We start from the raw sequence: 17,568 nt of genomic DNA, 5'->3' as shown, positions 1-17,568 counted from the left end.
GGCGGCGGTCTCACACGCCTCGGCGTACTCTCGGGGGACCGACGCCAGTTCGCCCACGGGGCCGTGGACGCCGCGCTTCCCCGCGTTCTTGATCGCCGTGACGGCGCGGGGCCACGACGTGTCGCCGCTGTCGCTCGCCTTGGCCTCGAGTTCGGCGTACTCGTTGCGCAGTTCCCGGAGCTCCTCGTCCACCTCGGAGATGTCGCCGTTGAGCTCCTGCTTACGCTGCTTGAGCTCCTCGACCATCGACGCCGCGGTGGACTCGTTCTTCTCGGCTTTGTCCAGTTCCGAGCGGAGGTTCGACACCCGGGCCCGGAGGTCGGGCAGGGAGTCGCGGACCTCCTGCAGTTCGTCCTCGCGGTCGCTGACGCGGTTCGAGCGCCGCCGGGCCTCGTCGAGCAGGCGGTCCTTCTCGCGCTGCTTCTCGTTTTTCTCCTCGCGCAGCGCCTCCAGCGCCTCCTTCTCGCGTTCGAGTTCGGCCTTGAGCTCGTCGAACGCGGTGTCGACGTTCTCGATCTCTTCTTCGACCTCCTGGAGGTCGCTCTCCTTCGAGACGATGTCGCTTTTGACGTTCGCCTTCTCGACTTTCAGGTCGCGGATCTCGTCTTCGAGCTCCTCGATCTCCTCTTCCTTCCGGTCGATGTCCACGAACGCGCTGCGGCGCTCGGACTCGGCCTCCTCGATGCGCTCCTGGCTTGCCTCGATACGGTCCTCGAGGCGGGCGATCTCGCCCTTTACCTCCTCGATCTCGCTTTTGACCCGGAGCTGCTCGTCCTCGCCGGTGCGCTCGATCTCGGAGTCGAGCTCGTCGAGTTCCGCCTCCAGTCGGGTGAGCTTCCCCTCGGCCTCGTCGAGGGCGGCCTGCTTCTCCTCGAGCTTCGTCTCCGCGTTCTCGATCTTCGCCTCGGTCTGTTCGAGGTCCTCGCGCTTGTCTTCGAGTTCGGCCGCCCGGAGGTAGCCCTCGTATTCCTCGCGCTCCTCGCGGAGTTCCTGGTACTCGAGGGCGGTCTCGCGCTCGTCGGCCAGCTGCTCCAGCCGGGACTCCTTCTCCTCGATCCGGAGTTCGGCCTCGTCGATGCGCTCCTCGACCACCTCCAGCTCCTCCCGGGCGGAGGCCTTCTTCTCGTCGAACTCCGCGACGCCCGCGATCTCGTCGATGATCCCCCGCCGCTGGTAGGGGGTCATGTTGATGATCTCGGTCACGTCGCCCTGCATCACGACGTTGTACCCCTCCGGGGTGATCCCGGCCTGTGCGAGCAGGTCCTGGATGTCCGAGAGGTTCGTCGATCGGCCGTTGAGGTAGTAGTAGGAGTAGTAGTTGTCCTCGGTCTCCTTCACCCGGCGCTTGACGGTGATCTCGTCCACGTCGCCGACGTTCTCGCTGCCGGCGGCGGCGGTCACCTGCGAGCGGCTGAGGGTGCCGTCGGAGTTGTCCAGCACGACCGTCACCGACGCCTCGCGTGGGCCGTCGGTGTTGCTCCCCTCGCCGCCGGGGTTGTAGATCAGGTCAGTGAGCTTCTCCGCGCGGATGCCTCGCGTTCGCGCGAGCCCCAGCGCGAACAACACCCCGTCGATGATGTTTGACTTCCCCGAGCCGTTGGGACCGGTGATGACGGTGAAGTCCTCGTAGAACGGGATGTGGGTCTCACGCCCGAAGCTCTTGAAGTCGTCCAGAACGAGTTCCTGAATGTGCATACGGCCTCAGGCGACGATGATGTCGTCGCCGTCGTCGTCGTCGGATTCCTCCTCCTCCCCCTCGGCGGCGGCCTCGACGGCGTCGTCGTCGCGCTCGGCGACGAACTCGGCGTCGCGGCGCTCCGCACCGCGGGCCTGTGCCTGCTGTTCAGCGGTCGTCCGGCTCTCCGCCTCGCCGTCGTCGGCTTCGAGGGAGTCGGTCGTCTCCTCGAGCTGCCGGACACGCTCTTTGGTTTCCACGAGTTCCTCGGTCAGCCCGTCGACCGCTGCCTGTAGCTCGGCGACCTGCGACTCGAGATCCTCGCCTCGGTTGCTCATGGGCGGATTACCGAGGCCACCTGTATAAAGCCACGGACGGGGATTCGGGAATCGATAAATCACATACCGCTCTATCGAACTCGGTTCGCGTGGGTCACCGCGGTCGATCGCGTGCCTTCTTCGGCGGCGAGGGGGAAGGGCTATGCTGAACGAACGATTAGTCAGTGGCATGGAACGATTCGACGGGCAGGCGGCAGTGGTCACGGGAGCGGCGTCGGGGATCGGCCGTGCCTCGGCGCTGCGGCTGGCCGAGGAGGGCGCCAGTGTCGTCGTCGCGGACATCGACACCGACGGCGGGCGGGAGACGGTCGACCTGATCGAGCGCGCCGGCGGCGAGGCGACGTTCGTCGAGGTCGACGTCTCCGACACCGCCTCGGTCGAGAACATGGTCGACGTGGCGGTCGAGACGTACGGCGGCCTCGACATCGCGCACAACAACGCCGGCATCCTCACTGGGTTCGTCGAGACGACGGGGATCGAGGAGGCCCAGTGGGACCGCATCGTCGACATCAACCTCAAGGGCGTCTGGGCGTGCATGAAGGCGGAACTCCCCGTGATGGTCGAGGACGGCGGCGGCGCCATCGTCAACACCGCGTCGGAGGCCGGGTTGGTCGGGATGGGCGGGCTCTCGAGCTACTCGGCGAGCAAGCACGGCGTCGTCGGCCTGACGAAATCGGTCGCGCTGGAGTACGCCAAACGTGGCGTCCGGGTGAACGCCGTCGCTCCGGGGCCGACGAAGACGAACATCCAGTCCGGCCTGATCGGCGGGCCCGGCGGGTCGTCGCTGTGGGACCGAGTTCGGACGGCCGTCGAACTCGTAAAGACCGCGATCCGGACGCTCCGCGCCGACTACGACACCTCGGCGATGCGGGAGGTACCGATGGACCGGATCGCCGACCCCGAGGAGATCGCCGGCGCGGTCGCGTTCCTCTGCTCGTCGGACGCCTCCTACGTGACGGGGCACACGCTGCCGGTCGACGGCGGGCAGGCGGCCGACTGAGCGACGGCTCGGAGGTTCGAAGAACGCGGAAAGCGTTGGGTGACCAGCAGGCCGCGGTCGCTGGAGTCGCCTACACCAACAGCACCGCCAGCGCCGCCACCAGCACCGCCAGCACCAACAGCAGGCTCCGGTCGATCCCGGCTTTCGTCTCGACGGACTCCCGGCCCGTCGCCCGCGCGATCGCGGCGTCGGGATCCTTCGCTGCCCGGACCGACGCCTTCGCGAACGCGACCGCGGCGTCGTCGACGCGGGCGTACAGTTCGGTGACGCCCACGACCAGGTAGCGCGCACCGTAGAACGTCGCGGGGTTGTAGAGGTTGTCCACGTCGGGCACCCGACCCAGCCCGGAGAGGGGTTTCTTGACGAGCGCGAAGCCGACCAGCCCCAGCACCGCCAGCGCGACGCCCTCGATCAGGTGGGGCACCGTGTACGTGTGGTAGGCGTGGGCGACCACGTCGCCGTCGGTCACGTCGAACGGGAGCAGGCCGAACAGCGCGCCGTCGAAAATCCCGTAGAACACGCACAGCGCCGCGACGAGCACCATCGCGGCCGCCTGCCCGCGGTTGGCGTCCTTCACGCTGCCGTCGTACTCGCCGTGGAAGAACGCGTAGTAGCCGAACTTGATGAACGACATGAACGTCCCGACGCCCCCGAGCAGGAGGAGCAGTTCGAGCGTGTAGAAGTCGCCGAGGTGGATCGGCCCCTTCTCGAAGGCGTAGTGGCTCGCGGAGATCACGATCCCCTTGCTCACGAACCCGTTGAAGCCGGGGAAGCCCGCGATCGACAGCGCCGCCACCGTGAACGCCCCCGCGGTGATCGGCATCTCGCGGGCCAGCCCGCCCAGCTTCTTCAGGCTCTCCTCGCCGGTGCGGTAGATCACGACGCCGGCGGTCATGAACAGCAGCCCCTTGTAGAGGATGTGGTTGAACACGTGGGCGAAGGCGCCGGCCTGTGCCAGCGCGCCGCCGATGCCGACGCCGGCGACCATGTAGCCCACCTGCGACTGGATGTGGTAGGAGAGCAGCCGGCGCATGTCGTTCTGGAACAGCGCCATCGTCGCGCCGAAGACGGCCATCACGCCGCCCATGTACGCGACCGCGACGTTGCCGTCCCCCGGGAACACGCGGTACATCCCGTACACGCCGGTCTTGGTCGTGTACACGCAGAGGAACACGCTCGCCGCGATGTGCGGGCGCGGGTACGTGTCGGGAAGCCACGCGTGCAGGCCCACGAAGCCGACGTTGACGCCGACGCCGAGCGCCGCGAGTACCGGCGCCACCGGGCCGGCAAGCCCCGCCGTCTCGGGACCGCCGGGGACGCTCGCGAACAGGAACGTGCCGGTCTCCGCGAAATGCCAGACGACGGCGCCGAGGAACAGCGTGCCGCCGACGCCGTGGAGCAGGGCGTAGCGGAACCCCGCGCGGACCGCTTTCCCGCCGTAGTGCCACACCAGCAGCGTGCTGGTGACGGCCATCAGCTCCCAGAAGAAGATCAGGGTGAGCCAGTCGCCGCCGAAGACGGCGCCCAGACTGCTCGCGACGTAGGAGAGCGCGAACGCGGTCTGGACGTTCTCGGCGTCGCTGTAGTAGGAGTAGGCGACGCCGACCGCGCCGATGAACGCGAAGATCAGCCCCATCAGCGTCGAGAACGGATCGACGTTGAAGAGCACCGTCTCGAAGCCGAACAGGTCGACGTTCGCGAAGTGGGCGCCGGAGTCGACCAGCCAGACGTACGGGACGACCGCGCCCGTCAGCAGGCCCGCGGCCGCGTGGCCGAGCTTCCGGCCGAGCAGCGGCAGCAGGAGCGCGGCGACGATCACCGGAACGAACGGCGGAACGATCGGCTCCATCAGACGTTCACCCCCGTGGTGGCCGCGACGATCAGCCTGACGATCCGGAGGAACACCGCGGTGTCGGGGACGATGCCGAGCACGACCGAGCCCGTCGCCGCGAACAGGATGGGCCCGAGCATGAACCACGTGGACTCGCCGCCGAACCAGCCGCGGGAGTCCCAGTCGCCGCCGTGGCCGTGGTCGTCGTGCTCTTCGCCGTGCTCGGTCTCGGAGCGACCGCCATCAGTCGCGAGTTCGTCGTCGGCAGCGAACCGCCCGCCGAGCACGTGTTCGAGCAGCGGCTTCCCGTCGCTCTCGCCCTGCGACTCGAAGAAGGCGGCGTAGACGACGGGCCAGAAGTACGCGATGTTGAGAATCCCTGAGACCAGCAGCGCGGCGGTGAACACGAGCTGGCCGCCGGAGACCGTACCGATCAGCAGGAAGTACTTGCTCACGAAGCCGGCGAGCAGGGGGATGCCCGCCATCCCCAGCGACGCGACGCCGAAGGCGGCCATCGTCAGCGGCATCCGCTCGCCGATCCCCGCCATGTCGCTGATGTCGTCGGTGTGGGTCTCGACGTGAATCGCGCCCGCACAGAAGAACAGGGTGAGCTTCATGAACGCGTGGGCAGGGATGTGCAGCAGCCCGCCGACGAGCGCGTACGCTGACGCGCGGCCGGGCGCGAGCGCTGCGCCGACCGCCAGCCCGAGCACGATGTAGGAGAGCTGGCTCACCGTCGAGAACGCCAGCCGGCGTTTGAGGTTGTCCTGCCGGAGCGCGATCACGCTCGCGACGGTGAGCGTGAACGCGGCGACCACAGCGAGGGGGAGGCCCATCCCGATCTCCGCGACGGTCTCGGGGCCGAACACCTCGAGGATCACGCGCGCGATCCCGAACACGCCGGACTTCACGACCGCGACCGCGTGCAGCAGCCCCGAGACGGGCGTCGGCGCGACCATCGCGTCGGGGAGCCAGGAGTGCAGCGGCATCAGCGCCGCCTTCACGCCGAAGCCGAGGATCAGCAGCCCGAACGCCGCGCGGGCGAGCGTCGGATCGCTGCCCGCGAGCGCCTCGATGCCGCCGGGCGCGAACGCGGTCGTCCCGGCGAGCAGGTAGACGAGCACCGAGCCAGCGAGCACGGCGACGCCGCCGCCGAACGTGTAGGTGAGGTACTTCCGGCCGGCCGCGCGGGCCTCGTCGGTCTCGTCGTGGCTGACGAGGGGGTAGGTCGCGACCGTGAGCAGTTCGTAGAACACGAACAGCACGAGCAGGTTCGACGCGAACGCGACGCCGATAGCGGCGGCGACGCTGCCCGCGAAGGCCGCGAAGTAGCGCGTCTGGTCGTGCTCGTCGAGCCCGCGCATGTAGCCGATGCTGTAGAAGCTGGTGACCAGCCACAGCAAGCTGGCGAGCAGGCCGAACAGCACGCCCAGCGCGTCCGCCTGCACCGCGAACTCGACGCCGGGGACGAGCGTGCCGACGGCGCTGACGTACGTGTCGCCCGCGAGCACGCCCGGCACCATGCTGGCGACGATCCCGAGCGCCGACAGCGCCGCGAGCAGCGTCCACGTCTCCCGGACGTTCTGCCGCCCCCGCGAGGCGAGGATCGGGAGGATGGCGACTGCCGGCACGAGCACCGCTGCGAGGGGTCTGAGTGAAGCTATCTCGGTCATGAGAGGAGTGCCTGAACCGTCGGTTCGAGGAGCTGTCCGTACTCGAAGGCGAGCATCCCGAGGGCGATCGCCGCGAAGGCCGCGACGACGACGGTGGCGGTCATGCCGATCGAGGGGCGCGACAGATCCGCGCCGCCGTCGGTCGCCGACGGGGTATCGGCCGTGTCCCCGCTCTCCGAGGAGCGTGGCTCCTCGCTGCTTCCCGAGGAGCGTGGCTCCTCGCTGTCACGGAAGAACATCCGTTCGAGGATCCGCGCGAAGTACGCAAGCGTCAGCAGCGTGCTCGCGAGGATAACGACCGCGAGCGGCCACGCCGACGCCTCGACGGCGCCCAGCGCGACGTACCACTTGCCGACGAAGCCGACCGCCGGCGGCACGCCGACCATCCCCAGCGCGAGCACGCCGAACGCGCCCGCGCCGAGGGGGAGCCGCCCGACCAGCCCCGAGTACTCGTCGACCGTCCGGGCGCCCGTGGCGGTCGCGATCAGGCCGGCGGTCAGGAACAGGCCGCCCTTCATGATCGCGTGGCCCACGAGGTGGATCGTCGCGCCGATCAGCGCCGTCTCGTTCGCGACGGCGACGGCGCCGACGACCAACCCGAACTGCGACATCGAGGAGTAGGCGAGCATCCGCTTGATGTCGGTCTGGGACACCGCGAGCACGCTGCCGACGACGATGCTGACCACCGCGGCGGCGACCAGCAGCGAGCGCGCCGCGGGGTTTGCCTGCAGGAACTCGACGGTGAACACCGTGTAGACGATTCGGATCAGCGCGTAGGCGGCGACCGTCGACACCAGCGCCGAGATCAGCGCGCTCACCGAGTCCGGCGAGCCGGCGTAGGCGTCGGGCTGCCACGCGTGCAGCGGGAACACCGCGACCTTGACGAACAGGCCGACGACCAGCAGCGCGAACGCGGCCTGCACCAGCGTCGCGTCGTAGCCGACTGCCGCGAGCTGCTGGGAGAGGTCGGCCATGTTGAGCGTCCCCGTCGCGATGAAGGCGTAGCCGATCCCGAGCAGGAACAGGCTCGCGCCGACCGTCCCCACGATCAGGTACTTCAGCGCGGCGCGGGCCGAGCGACCGCCCTCGCCGCTGGCGACCAGCGCGTACGCCGCCAGCCCCGTGATCTCGAGGAACACGTACATGTTGAACACGTCGCCGGTGATGCTCATCCCGGTCAGCCCGGCGACGAGCAGGAGGTAGACGGCGTAGAACGCGTTACTCCGCGGGCCGGCCCGCCGCGCGTACGCGAGCACGCCGAAGGAGACCACCGCGACCAGCAGCGCCATCGTCGCCGAGAGGCCGTCGATGTACAGTTCGATGCCGAACGGCGCCTCGAACCCGCCGACGACGTAGCTGACCGTCGAGTCGAACGCCCGCGAAGCGAGTACGCCGGCGCCGACGACCTGCACGGCGGTCGTCACCAGCGCGACCGGCCAGCCCGAGCGTGAACGGGCGAGGCCCGCGAGGAACGCGAACGTCGACCCCAGCAGCGGGAGCGCCACCAGCAGCGCGGGGAGATCACTCATCGAGGCTCACCTCCCGGATCTCGCTCTCGCGGAGCGAGCCGTACTCGTCGTACACCCGGACGATCAGCCCCAGCGCCACCGCGGTGAGGCTGACCCCGACGACGATGGCGGTCAGGATCAGCACGTGCGGCAGCGGGCTGACGTACGGCGGCGACGCCGACAGCAGCGGCGGGCTCGCCCCCGAGACGAACGCCGAGGCGACGAAGAACAGGAAGATCCCCGTCTGGAACACGTTCATCCCGATCACCTTCTTGATGAGGTTGTCGCTGCCGATCAGCACGTACGTCCCGACGCCCATCAGCAGGAAGCCGACGAGGAAGTAGCCCCGCGACGCGAGCAGGTCGATCACGCCGACTCACCCCCGTTGAATCCGGACGCGATGGCGAAGAACAGGCCGGTGACGATGCCCGAGACGATCACGCCGATCCCCAGTTCGACGAACTCGATCCCGTACTTCGTCGCGTGGGGGATGCCGAGGTCGTGGTACACCGAGTACTCGAGGAAGCCGGCGCCGAGCAGCACGCTCCCGATCCCGGTGAACAGGAACGCGAGCATGCCGACGCCGATCAGCGCGACCGGGAGCCTGCTGCCGATCCACTCCCGGGTCGCCTCGATCCCGAACGCGATCCCCAGCATCAGGACGACCGTGCCGACGATGACGCCGCCCTGGAAGCCGCCGCCGGAGGAGTCGGCCCCGTGGAACATCACGAACAGGCCGAACGTGAACACGAACGGCGTCACTACGCGCACGGTGGCCATGATGATCGGGCTGCCGACGTACGGGCCGCTCTGGCCCGTCGGCACCTCCGTGTCGGGCGTTCCGGCGGGCTGTCGATCGCTCATCAGCCGAACACCTCCCTGTCGAGCACGACCAGCAGTCCGACGCCCGCGGAGTACACCACCGCGGCCTCGCCCATCGTGTCGAAGCCGCGGTAGGCCGCGAGCACGGCCGTCACGGCGTTTTTGACTTCGGTCTCCTCGTAGGCGTTGTCGAGGTAGTACTCGGTCACGTCGTCGTCGGACACCGCCGAGTTCGCGTCGCCCACCGCGGGCAGTGCGAACAGCGTCGTCGACAGCACCAACACGAGCGCGACCGCCACGCCGGCGGCCCGGAGGTCGATGCGTTCGAACGTCCGTTCCGTCTCGCGATGTTCCGTCTTCACGATCGTGAGCAGGAACAGCACCGTCATGACGCCGGCACCGACGGCGGCCTCCGTCAGCCCCACGTCGGGCGCACGGAGGAACACCCAGACGATCGCGATGCCGAGGCTGTACGCGCCGAAGGCGACGACCGAACTCAGGACGCTGCGCAGCGCCGCCGTCGCGACCGCGGCGCCGACGACCAGCGCGAGCAGGGCGATCTCGAACGGCGTCATGGCTCCTCCTCCTCGCCGGTCCACGGTTCGATTCCGAGTTCGTTCGCCGCCCGGGTGATGGCGTGGGCTGCAGTGGGGTTAGTGATGAACATGAACAGCAGCAGTAAGACGACTTTCAGCGTGTCGAAGCCGACCCCGTAGGTGACCGCGACCGCGCCCAGCGAGAGCACGGCGCCGAGCGTCTCGCTCTTGGAGGTGCTGTGGGCGCGCGCGTACACGTCAGGCAGTCGGAGCAGCCCGACTGCGGCGACGACAGCGAAGAACGCGCCGCCGACCACGAACACCACCACGGCGATCTCGCGGGGCGTCATAGCACACCTCCACGCTCGACCTGGAACTTCGAGATGGCGATGCTGAGCAGGAAGTTCAGCAGGGCGTAGACGAGCGCGATGTCCAGCGCCCCGGGCTCGCCGATGGCGGCGGCGATCAGCGCGATCACGATCACGACGTTCGAGCCGACGAAGTTGATCGCGATCACGCGGTCGGGCATCGTCGGCCCGGCGATCGCCCGGTAGATCCCCACCAGCGAGACGAGGACGAACACCGTCGCCGCGCCCAGCAGGACCTGTTCGATCATTCGTTCTCCTCCTGCTGTCGGCGCTCGAACGGGCTGGGGATCCGGGCGGCCGCGCGGCCGTAGAACACGAACCGGACCGCCCGTTCGAGCGTCCCCGCGAACAGCGCTTCGCGCGCGCTTCCCGTCAGCGTGTGGATGACCATGTGCTGGCGCTCCACGTCGACGGTCAGCGTGCCGGGCGTGAGCGTGATGCTGTTGGCAAGCGTCGTCACCGGCAGCGCCGACCAGACCGCGGCGTCGAACTCCACCAGCTCGGGGTCGATCGGCAGGTCGGGGTGGAGCACGATGTACGCGATCTCGAAGTTCGCCTTCACGATCTCCCAGAGCAGGAACGGGACGTACAGCGTGAACCGCGCCAGCCGGCCGGCGGTCTGGCTCAGATCGATCGCCGACGTGAGCGAGACGCGCCACAGCGCGACGGCGACGATCCCCGCGCTGATCGTGCCGGTCGCGAGCTCGAAGGGGGCGATCGAGCCCGCGAGCAGGAGGTAGAACGCGAACGACGCCGCGAACAGCGCGAAGAACTGCGTGAGCGTCCCCCGGCGGACCAGCGGCTGGGAGGGCGTCTCGACGTTCCGGGGCGCCTCCTCGACCGCGAGGCCGGCCCGGCGGACTTCCGCCTCCAGCGAGGGCAGCAGCGGCGTCGAGCCGATCGGGTCGTACCGGGGGTCGAACACCGCCAGCCCGAGGTCATGTTCGTTGGCGTAGCGGACGAGCACGTCGGCGTAGTCGTTGGGCGTCGAGAGGTACTCGTGGGTGGCCACGAGCGCCGTCTCGATCGTCACGTCCGCGCCGTCGGCGTCCTCCTCGGCCCACGACGCCACGCGGTCCAGCAGCGTCCGGGCGGCGTCGACCCGCGGCGAGCCAGAGCGGAACGTGATCTTTTCCGGGAGCGGGTAGACGAAGTGGATCGCCGGCGGCGACCCCGCCTCGTCGGCGCGGGCGAGCGCTTCCTCCACGACGTAGGCGACCGTGTTCCGGAGGCTCGCCGACTCGTCGACCGGGACGAGCAACCGTGACTCGGTCACGGCGACCACCCCACGGACGGACGGCCTGCCGGACGAACTGGATCGAGTGGCATCAGTAGTCGCCCGTGGGTTCGACCACGCGCTTTATAGACGTTCTCACTCCGGTCGTGGGCGGCGGCGGCCGGTCCCGGTCCGTCGACACCGGACCGAGGTGCCGCGGGCCGGGGAGACGTAACTGCTTCCGGCTCTCCGATCGCCGCGTGCTCCCGAATATACGGCAATATGTAACTTCGAACAGTTACTCCGAGAAGCGAACGTTTTTCCCCCGCCGGCGTTATGCCGAGTACGATGCAACGACGGAAGTTCCTGCAGGGGGTCGGGCTGGCCGCAATCGCGAGCACCGCCGGCTGTACGCAGGTCACCGGATCCGAGTCCGAGGGCGGGCCGGGCGTGGCGGGGGAGACGCTGACGCTCACTACCACGACGAGCACGTACGACACGGGGTTGCTCGACGCGATCCATCCCGAGTTCGAGGACATGTACGGCGTCACCGTCGACGCCGTCGCACAGGGGACGGGGGCGGCGCTGGAGACCGCCCGCAACGGCGACTCGGACGTGGTGATGGTCCACGCCCGCGGGCTGGAGGACGAGTTCATGCGCAACGGCTACGGGATCAACCGCCGGGATCTGATGTTCAACGACTTCGTGATCGTCGGGCCAGAGAGCGACCCCGCGGGGATTCAGGGGATGGAGTCGGCGACCGAGGCGCTGGCCGCCATCGCCGAGCAGGAGGCGGCGTTCGTCTCCCGCGGCGACAACTCCGGGACGCACACGAAGGAGCTGAACCTCTGGGACGCCGCGGGCGTCGAACCCGGCGGCGACTGGTACCAGGAGATCGGCGCCGGGATGGGCGAGGCGCTCAACAACGCGAACCAGCAGGACGCCTACACGCTCTCGGACCGCGGGACCTTCATCTCCCAGCGCTCGGAGATCGACCTCACGATCCTCGTCCAGGGGCCGATCGAGGGCGGGCCGGAGATCCTCTCGAACCCCTACGGGATCATGGCTGTCAACCCCGGCGTCCACGAGAACGTCAACTACGACCTCGCGATGGCGTACATCGGCTGGATCACCAGCCCCGGCGCCCAGGACGCCATCGCGAACTACGAGATGAACGGGGAACAGCTGTTCTACCCGCGGGCGATCTCGGAGGACCCCGACTTCCAGCAGTACGTTCCGGAAGGTTGGAGTAGCGACTCGTCCAGCGAGTAACCGTGCCGTTCGATCCGGTCGTGCTGCTCCCCCTGCTCGTCGAACTCCCCTTCGAGGACGGGTACGTCCAGAGCATAATCTCCGTCTCGCTGTACGTGAGCTGTACCGCGGTCGCGCTGAGCACGCTGGTCAGCATCCCCGTCGCGCTCCTCATGGGCTTCACCGAGTTCCCGGGCAAGCAGTTCGTGAAGTCGATCATCAACACCGGGATGGGCTTTCCCAGCGTCGTCGTCGGGCTGCTGGTGCTGTTCACCGTCTCGAACCAGGGGCCGCTCGGGCCGCTGGACCTGATCTTCACCAAGGAGGCGATGATCATCTCCCAGTTCGTGCTCGCGACGCCGCCGATCACCGCGATCAGCCTCGCGGCCATCACTGGCGTCGACGAAAACGTCCGCGACGCCGCCCGCGTCCTCGGCGGCACGCGTCTCGACACGGCGCTCGTGGTGATCAAGGAGGCCCGCTACGGCATCGCGACCGCCGTGCTCGCCGGCTTCGGTCGGGCGATCAGCGAGGTCGGGTCGGTGCTGATCGTCGGCGGGAACATCACCAGCGCCGACGGCATCTCCCAGACGCGGACGCTGACGACCGCGATCCAACTGGAGGCCCGACAGGGCCAGTACGACACCGCGCTCGTGCTCGGCGCGGTGCTGGTGGCGCTCGTGCTGCTCGTCAACGCGATCGTCGTCCGACTCGGCGACACGGAGGCGGTGAACCGATGATCCGGCTCGACGGAGTCGCCCACGCCTACGACGAGGAGGCGGTCGTCGACGACGTGTCGCTCTCGATCGAGCAGGGCGAGGTAACCGCCGTTATCGGCCCCTCCGGCGTCGGGAAGACCACGCTGCTACGGGTGCTCTCGCTGTTCCTCGAACCCGACGAGGGGCGTGTCGAACTCGACGGCCAGTCCGTCTGGGACGCCGACGAGGAGGAACGGCTGGCGCTCCGGCGGCGGGTCGGGATGGTGTTTCAGGAGGCCAGCCTGTTCGACGCCACGGTCGCCCGGAACGTCGAGTACGGGCTGCGGGTCCGGCGGGACTGGGACGACCGCATCCGCCGGCAGTTCCGGTCGCTCGTCGGGTCGCCCGAGCCGCCCGAGGCCGTGACGGACGCGCTCGATATCGTCGGGTTGGACCACAAGCTCGACCAGCCGGCGGGGTCGCTCTCGGGCGGCGAGGCCCAGCGCGTCTCCTTCGCACGGGCGCTCGCGTACGAACCCGACTACCTCCTGCTCGACGAGCCGACCTCCGACCTCGACCCGCGGAACACGGGGCTGATCGAGGCGGCGATCGGCGAGGCCCGCGACCGCGGCATCGGCGTCGTGATCGCGACCCACGACATGCACCAGGCCGAGCGCGTCGCCGACCGCGTCGGCGTGCTGCTCGGCGACGGGTTCACCGAGATCGGCCCCACCGAGCGGATCTTCGAGGACCCCAGCGACGAGCGCACCCGGAAGTTCATCTCCGGGGAGCTGGTGTACTGAGCGGATCGGAGGGCGGGCCGACGGGCGTTCCTGCCGTCCCGACACGCTTAACCACGAACCACGGGAACCGAGAACCAATGAGTCAGGCGCTCGCGGACCGGGAGCTCGCGGCCGTCATCGGGCTGGAGGTCCACGTCCAACTGGAGACCGACACGAAGATCTTCTGTAGCTGCTCGACCGACGCCGCCGACGACGAGGAGCCGAACAGCCGCACCTGCCCCGTCTGTCTGGGGCTGCCGGGCGCGCTGCCCGTGCTCAACGAGGCCGCCGTCGAGTCGGCGGTCAAGATCGGGAAGGCGCTCGACGCCGACATCCCCGAGGAGACCACGTTCCACCGGAAGAACTACTTCTACCCCGACCTGCCGAAGGGGTTCCAGCTCACCCAGTACGACGCGCCGATCTGTGCCGACGGCGAACTCGAAGTGCGCGTCGAGGGCGAGCGCCGCACCATCGGCGTCCGGCGCGCCCACCTCGAGGAGGACCCCGGCAGCATCCAGCACGAGGGCGGCAACATCGACACCGCCGACTACACCCTCGTCAACTACAACCGCGCGGGCACGCCGCTGATGGAGATCGTCACGCGGCCGGACTTCCGCTCGCCCGCCGAGACCCGCGAGTTCCTCGCGAAACTGGAGGAGGTGCTCGAGTACCTCGGCGTGTTCGACGCCAACCGCGACGGCAGCCTGCGCGTCGACGCCAACATCTCGCTGGTCCCCGCCGACGCGATCAGCGAGGACGGCGAACTCGACGAGGACGCACGGGACGAGGCCAACCGCACGGAGGTCAAGAACATCTCCAGCCACAAGGGCGCCGAGCAGGCGCTGGCCTACGAGATCACTCGGCAGAAAAACGCCGTCAAGCGCGGCCGCGAGGTCGAACAGGAGACCCGCCACTGGGACGAGAGCCGCGGCGTCACCGTCTCGATGCGCTCGAAGGAGGAGGAGAAGGACTACCGCTACTTCCGCGAGGCCGACCTACCCCCCCTCCAAGTCTCCGACTGGAAGGAGCGCATCCCGATCCCCGAACTGCCCGACGACCGCCGCGAGCGCTTCCGCGAGGAGTACGGGCTGAGCGAGGAGGCCGCCTCGAAGCTCACCTCGCGGAAGTCGGTCGCGGACCTGTACGAGCAGCTCGCCGAGGAGTTCGAGCCCGACCTCGCGGCGACGTGGGTCGCGGACAACCTCCTCGGCGAACTGAACTACCGCGACATGGCCGTCGCCGACGTGACCGACCGCCTCGACGAGATCGAGCACGTGATCCGCCTCGTCGCGGAGGACGAGCTCACCGCGAAGAACGCCGAGGAGGTCGTGCTCCGCCGGATGCTCGACGAGGGCGAGCACCCCGACGAGATCATCGAAGCGGAAGACCTCGGGAAGGCCAGCGGCGGCGAGGTCGAGCAGGCCGTCGCGGAGGCGATCGAGGAGAACCCCGGCGCCATCGAGGACTACGAGTCCGGCGACGAGGGGGCGCTGAACTTCCTCGTCGGGCAGGTGATGGGGAAGACCGGCGGCTCGGCCGACCCCGGGCAGGTGAATCAGCTACTGCGGGAGCGCCTCGAGTAGCTCAGCTCCGGAGTAGCAGCCACCCGCCCGCGGCGACCGAGACAGCTTCGAACAGCCGTTCAGTGCCGGGGTTCGCCGGGTACGACCGCTGTTGGGACTCCTCGAAGACGACGTAGTACTCGCCGTCGACCACGAGCACCTCGTTCGCGTCCTCGATCGGCTCGTCGGTCGTGACCGATCCTGTCTCGATCGCGGTTCTCGCCGGCTCGGAGACCTCCTCGTGTGCCACGTCCGCCAGCGCCGTCGCCGGATCGACGCGCTCGACGCCGAGTTCGACCGTCACCCCGACGGACTCGTTGGCGTCGACGAACGTCGTCGAGCGTCGGTAGATCTCGTCGGCGAGCATCACGTACTCGTCGTCCCCGGTCCGGGTGAGTTCGCCGGCCGCCGCCGGGTCGGAGACGTCGACGATGCTGGGGTTCACCCCCGTGACGTTGCCGTCGATGGCGCCGCCGTCGTAGAAGCACCGCCGGGTGAACTCGAACGAGCGGTCGAAGCAGTCGATCCCCTCGACGTCGTGGACGTGGCTGCCGTCCGGAGTATCGACCGCCAGTTTCCCGTTCTGGGTCGAGAGCTCGGCCGTCTCGTAGCGGTAGTCCGGCCCCGTCACGTCGAGCGGCGGGGCCCAGATCGGCACCGCGATCAGCAGGACGGCGACCGCGACCGTGAGTTCGCGTCGTGTTGGAGGGCGCATGGGGGGAGCCAGCGCCGGACGACGGAAAAATCCGGTCCCGGCCTAATCGTCGCCGGCCGCGACGTTCGGCCCGGTGTCGACGACGCCCTCCTGCCAGCGGCCGAGGTTGAACCACGCGGCGCCGATGACGAACGTGATCACGCCCGAGAACGCCATCGCCCACCAGAGCCCGGCGGCGTCCCACGCGAGGTAGTACGCCAGCAGCCACGCGACCGGGATGCGGAACAGCCAGCGCGAGGCCAGCGAGAGCGCCATCGCCTGCGCGGTCTGCCCGGCGCCGCGGAAGCCGCCCTGGATCACCATCAGCCCGCCCATGAACGCCCAGAACGGCGCGATGATCCGGAGCAGGACGACCCCGGCGTCGATCACGGGCTGCTCGTCGATGAACAGCCCGACCGCCGTCGCCGGGTAGACGAACGCCAGCGCCCCGGCGGCGAACAGGAACACCATCGTCGCCGCGGTCGCCTTCCACGTCACCTCCTCGGCGCGCTCGGGCGTGTCGGCGCCGAGGTTCTGCCCGACGCCCGTGGCGGTCGCCTGCCCGACCGCGCCGGAGACGGTCCACGAGACGGACATCAGCCGGATTCCGATCCCGTAGGCGGCGGTCGCGATCGGCCCGAACCGGGCGACCAGCGCGGCGAAGAAGACGGCCGCAAAGGAGCGCGCGAGCCCGACGCCGGTGCCGGGCGCGCCGATGCGGACCAGATCCGTGAGCACCTCGCGATCGGGTTTCAGGTCCGGAAGGCGGAGTCGGACGCCCCAGCCGCCGTGGAGCAGGACGCCGAGCCCCACCAGCGCGGCGAGCACCCGGGAGATCAGCGTCGCGATCCCCGCCCCCCGCACACCCATCGCGGGGAAGGTGATCGTGCCGACGATCGGCGCGCCCTCGACGAGCGTCCAGCCGAGAATCAGGAACGGGTCGAGGATCACGTTCACGCCCGCAGAGAGGACTACCAGCCACATCGCCGTCCGCACGTCCCCCGCGGCGCGCAGGACCGCGCGGAACGCGAAGAAGAGGAAGGTGAAGGGAATCGCTGCGAGGATCGGTTCGAGGTAGTCCATCGAGTAGGTGAACACCTGCCCCTGCGCGCCGATGAGGCTCACGAGCGGGTAGCGGATCGTGAAGCCGATCGCCGCCAGCGCGAGGCCGACGGCGACGGTCAGCAGCACGGTCTGCCCGACCGCGTGGTCGGCTTTCCGGCGCTCGTCGGCGCCGACGTACTGCGACACCAGCGCGACCGCGGCGGCGGTGATCCCCATCGCGACCGAGACGAACATCCACGAGGTGGGGAACATCAGCGACACCGCCGCCACCGCCTCCGCGTTGACGCGCCCGACCCAGAACATGTCCGCGAGGTTGTAGAGAGTCTGGACGAGGTTGCCGAGCACCAGCGGCCACGAGAGCGCGAACAGTTTGGGCGTGATCGCGCCGGTGGTCATGTCGACGCGGGCGTCGTCGCTCACGGGGGTGCGGTGGGTTCCGGGGGGCGATAAATCCCGCCGTTGCGGTCGAACTGGTGGGGTTCTCTCGTTCCGAATCCGGCTGTGCGGTGGCGCGAAGCGGGCGCGGCCCTGTGCCGCGCCTCAGCGCGA

At 69.1% G+C, this 17,568-nt stretch carries 17 protein-coding genes and 1 pseudogene; 5 read left to right on the top strand and 13 right to left on the bottom strand.

All coding sequences use genetic code 11. The features are described from left to right. Together ACFR9S_RS10635 and ACFR9S_RS10630 are read right to left on the bottom strand one after the other, a co-directional pair. The coding region (locus ACFR9S_RS10635) for an AAA family ATPase (RefSeq protein WP_379818599.1) at positions 1 to 1,695 on the bottom strand (1,695 nt) is incomplete at its 3' end. 6 nt (positions 1,696 to 1,701) lie between these two features. Continuing rightward, a complete protein-coding gene (locus ACFR9S_RS10630) occupies positions 1,702 to 2,013 on the bottom strand; it encodes a DUF7518 family protein (protein ID WP_379818597.1) in 312 nt (103 codons plus the stop codon). 169 nt (positions 2,014 to 2,182) lie between these two features. Here ACFR9S_RS10630 and ACFR9S_RS10625 point away from each other — a divergent pair, with 169 nt between their 5' ends. Then, positions 2,183 to 3,013 (top strand): SDR family NAD(P)-dependent oxidoreductase, encoded by an 831-nt coding sequence (locus ACFR9S_RS10625; RefSeq protein WP_379731100.1) that lies wholly within the window; start codon positions 2,183 to 2,185, stop codon positions 3,011 to 3,013. Between the two features lie 70 nt (positions 3,014 to 3,083). Here the strand turns inward: ACFR9S_RS10625 and ACFR9S_RS10620 are convergent, their stop codons facing one another. The 9 genes from ACFR9S_RS10620 to ACFR9S_RS10580 are packed head-to-tail and all read right to left on the bottom strand — an operon-like array spanning position 3,084 to position 11,027. Beyond that, positions 3,084 to 4,862 carry a Na(+)/H(+) antiporter subunit D gene (locus tag ACFR9S_RS10620; RefSeq protein WP_379731101.1) on the bottom strand — a complete coding sequence of 593 codons (1,779 nt, stop codon included), beginning with the start codon at positions 4,860 to 4,862 and terminating at the stop codon, positions 3,084 to 3,086. Next, positions 4,862 to 6,517, bottom strand: a complete 1,656-nt coding sequence (locus tag ACFR9S_RS10615; RefSeq protein WP_379818596.1) for a cation:proton antiporter — start codon at positions 6,515 to 6,517, stop codon at positions 4,862 to 4,864. The genes ACFR9S_RS10620 and ACFR9S_RS10615 overlap by 1 nt, the downstream gene beginning before the upstream one ends. Further along, positions 6,514 to 8,046 carry a monovalent cation/H+ antiporter subunit D family protein gene (locus ACFR9S_RS10610; protein WP_379818594.1) on the bottom strand — a complete coding sequence of 511 codons (1,533 nt, stop codon included), beginning with the start codon at positions 8,044 to 8,046 and terminating at the stop codon, positions 6,514 to 6,516. The genes ACFR9S_RS10615 and ACFR9S_RS10610 overlap by 4 nt, the downstream gene beginning before the upstream one ends. Beyond that, on the bottom strand, positions 8,039 to 8,395 hold the full coding sequence (locus ACFR9S_RS10605) for a cation:proton antiporter subunit C (RefSeq protein ID WP_379731015.1): 357 nt from the start codon (positions 8,393 to 8,395) through the stop codon (positions 8,039 to 8,041). Before ACFR9S_RS10605 ends, ACFR9S_RS10610 begins: the two co-directional genes overlap by 8 nt. Then, positions 8,392 to 8,889: an MnhB domain-containing protein gene (locus tag ACFR9S_RS10600; protein ID WP_379731016.1), complete on the bottom strand. Its 498-nt coding sequence runs from the start codon at positions 8,887 to 8,889 to the stop codon at positions 8,392 to 8,394. The genes ACFR9S_RS10605 and ACFR9S_RS10600 overlap by 4 nt, the downstream gene beginning before the upstream one ends. Next, positions 8,889 to 9,422, bottom strand: a complete 534-nt coding sequence (locus tag ACFR9S_RS10595; RefSeq protein WP_379731017.1) for a DUF4040 domain-containing protein — start codon at positions 9,420 to 9,422, stop codon at positions 8,889 to 8,891. Before ACFR9S_RS10595 ends, ACFR9S_RS10600 begins: the two co-directional genes overlap by 1 nt. Continuing rightward, entirely contained in the window at positions 9,419 to 9,733 is a 315-nt protein-coding gene (gene mnhG / locus ACFR9S_RS10590) for a monovalent cation/H(+) antiporter subunit G (RefSeq protein WP_379731018.1), read from the bottom strand. Before mnhG ends, ACFR9S_RS10595 begins: the two co-directional genes overlap by 4 nt. Next, positions 9,730 to 9,999: a monovalent cation/H+ antiporter complex subunit F gene (locus ACFR9S_RS10585; protein ID WP_379731019.1), complete on the bottom strand. Its 270-nt coding sequence runs from the start codon at positions 9,997 to 9,999 to the stop codon at positions 9,730 to 9,732. The genes mnhG and ACFR9S_RS10585 overlap by 4 nt, the downstream gene beginning before the upstream one ends. Beyond that, positions 9,996 to 11,027: a monovalent cation/H+ antiporter subunit E gene (locus tag ACFR9S_RS10580; protein WP_379818592.1), complete on the bottom strand. Its 1,032-nt coding sequence runs from the start codon at positions 11,025 to 11,027 to the stop codon at positions 9,996 to 9,998. The genes ACFR9S_RS10585 and ACFR9S_RS10580 overlap by 4 nt, the downstream gene beginning before the upstream one ends. A gap of 288 nt (positions 11,028 to 11,315) precedes the next feature. Between ACFR9S_RS10580 and ACFR9S_RS10575 the strand changes: the two genes are divergently transcribed. From ACFR9S_RS10575 to gatB, 4 genes and pseudogenes are all read left to right on the top strand, one after another. Next, positions 11,316 to 12,239, top strand: coding sequence for an ABC transporter substrate-binding protein (locus ACFR9S_RS10575; RefSeq protein ID WP_379731021.1), 924 nt, complete (start codon positions 11,316 to 11,318; stop codon positions 12,237 to 12,239). A 2-nt stretch (positions 12,240 to 12,241) separates the two neighbouring features. Beyond that, a complete protein-coding gene (locus tag ACFR9S_RS10570) occupies positions 12,242 to 12,958 on the top strand; it encodes an ABC transporter permease (RefSeq protein WP_379731022.1) in 717 nt (238 codons plus the stop codon). Between the two features lie 56 nt (positions 12,959 to 13,014). Beyond that, positions 13,015 to 13,719 (top strand): annotated as a pseudogene (locus tag ACFR9S_RS10565) (amino acid ABC transporter ATP-binding protein); the annotation flags it as partial. 77 nt (positions 13,720 to 13,796) lie between these two features. Continuing rightward, positions 13,797 to 15,281 carry an Asp-tRNA(Asn)/Glu-tRNA(Gln) amidotransferase subunit GatB gene (gene gatB / locus ACFR9S_RS10560; RefSeq protein ID WP_379731024.1) on the top strand — a complete coding sequence of 495 codons (1,485 nt, stop codon included), beginning with the start codon at positions 13,797 to 13,799 and terminating at the stop codon, positions 15,279 to 15,281. Position 15,282: 1 nt separating this feature from the next. Here gatB and ACFR9S_RS10555 read toward each other — a convergent pair whose 3' ends face one another. Both ACFR9S_RS10555 and ACFR9S_RS10550 read right to left on the bottom strand, forming a co-directional pair. After that, positions 15,283 to 15,975, bottom strand: coding sequence for a hypothetical protein (locus tag ACFR9S_RS10555; RefSeq protein WP_379731025.1), 693 nt, complete (start codon positions 15,973 to 15,975; stop codon positions 15,283 to 15,285). A 42-nt stretch (positions 15,976 to 16,017) separates the two neighbouring features. Further along, positions 16,018 to 17,439 (bottom strand): MATE family efflux transporter, encoded by a 1,422-nt coding sequence (locus ACFR9S_RS10550; RefSeq protein ID WP_379818588.1) that lies wholly within the window; start codon positions 17,437 to 17,439, stop codon positions 16,018 to 16,020. Positions 17,440 to 17,568: the final 129 nt, after the last annotated feature.

The sequence above is a fragment of the Halolamina salina genome, from assembly GCF_042678005.1.
In the GTDB taxonomy this organism is placed as follows: Archaea; Halobacteriota; Halobacteria; order Halobacteriales; family Haloferacaceae; genus Halolamina; species Halolamina salina.
Note: the sequence above shows the minus strand (reverse complement) of the source record. Positions and strands in the feature narration are given on the sequence as shown.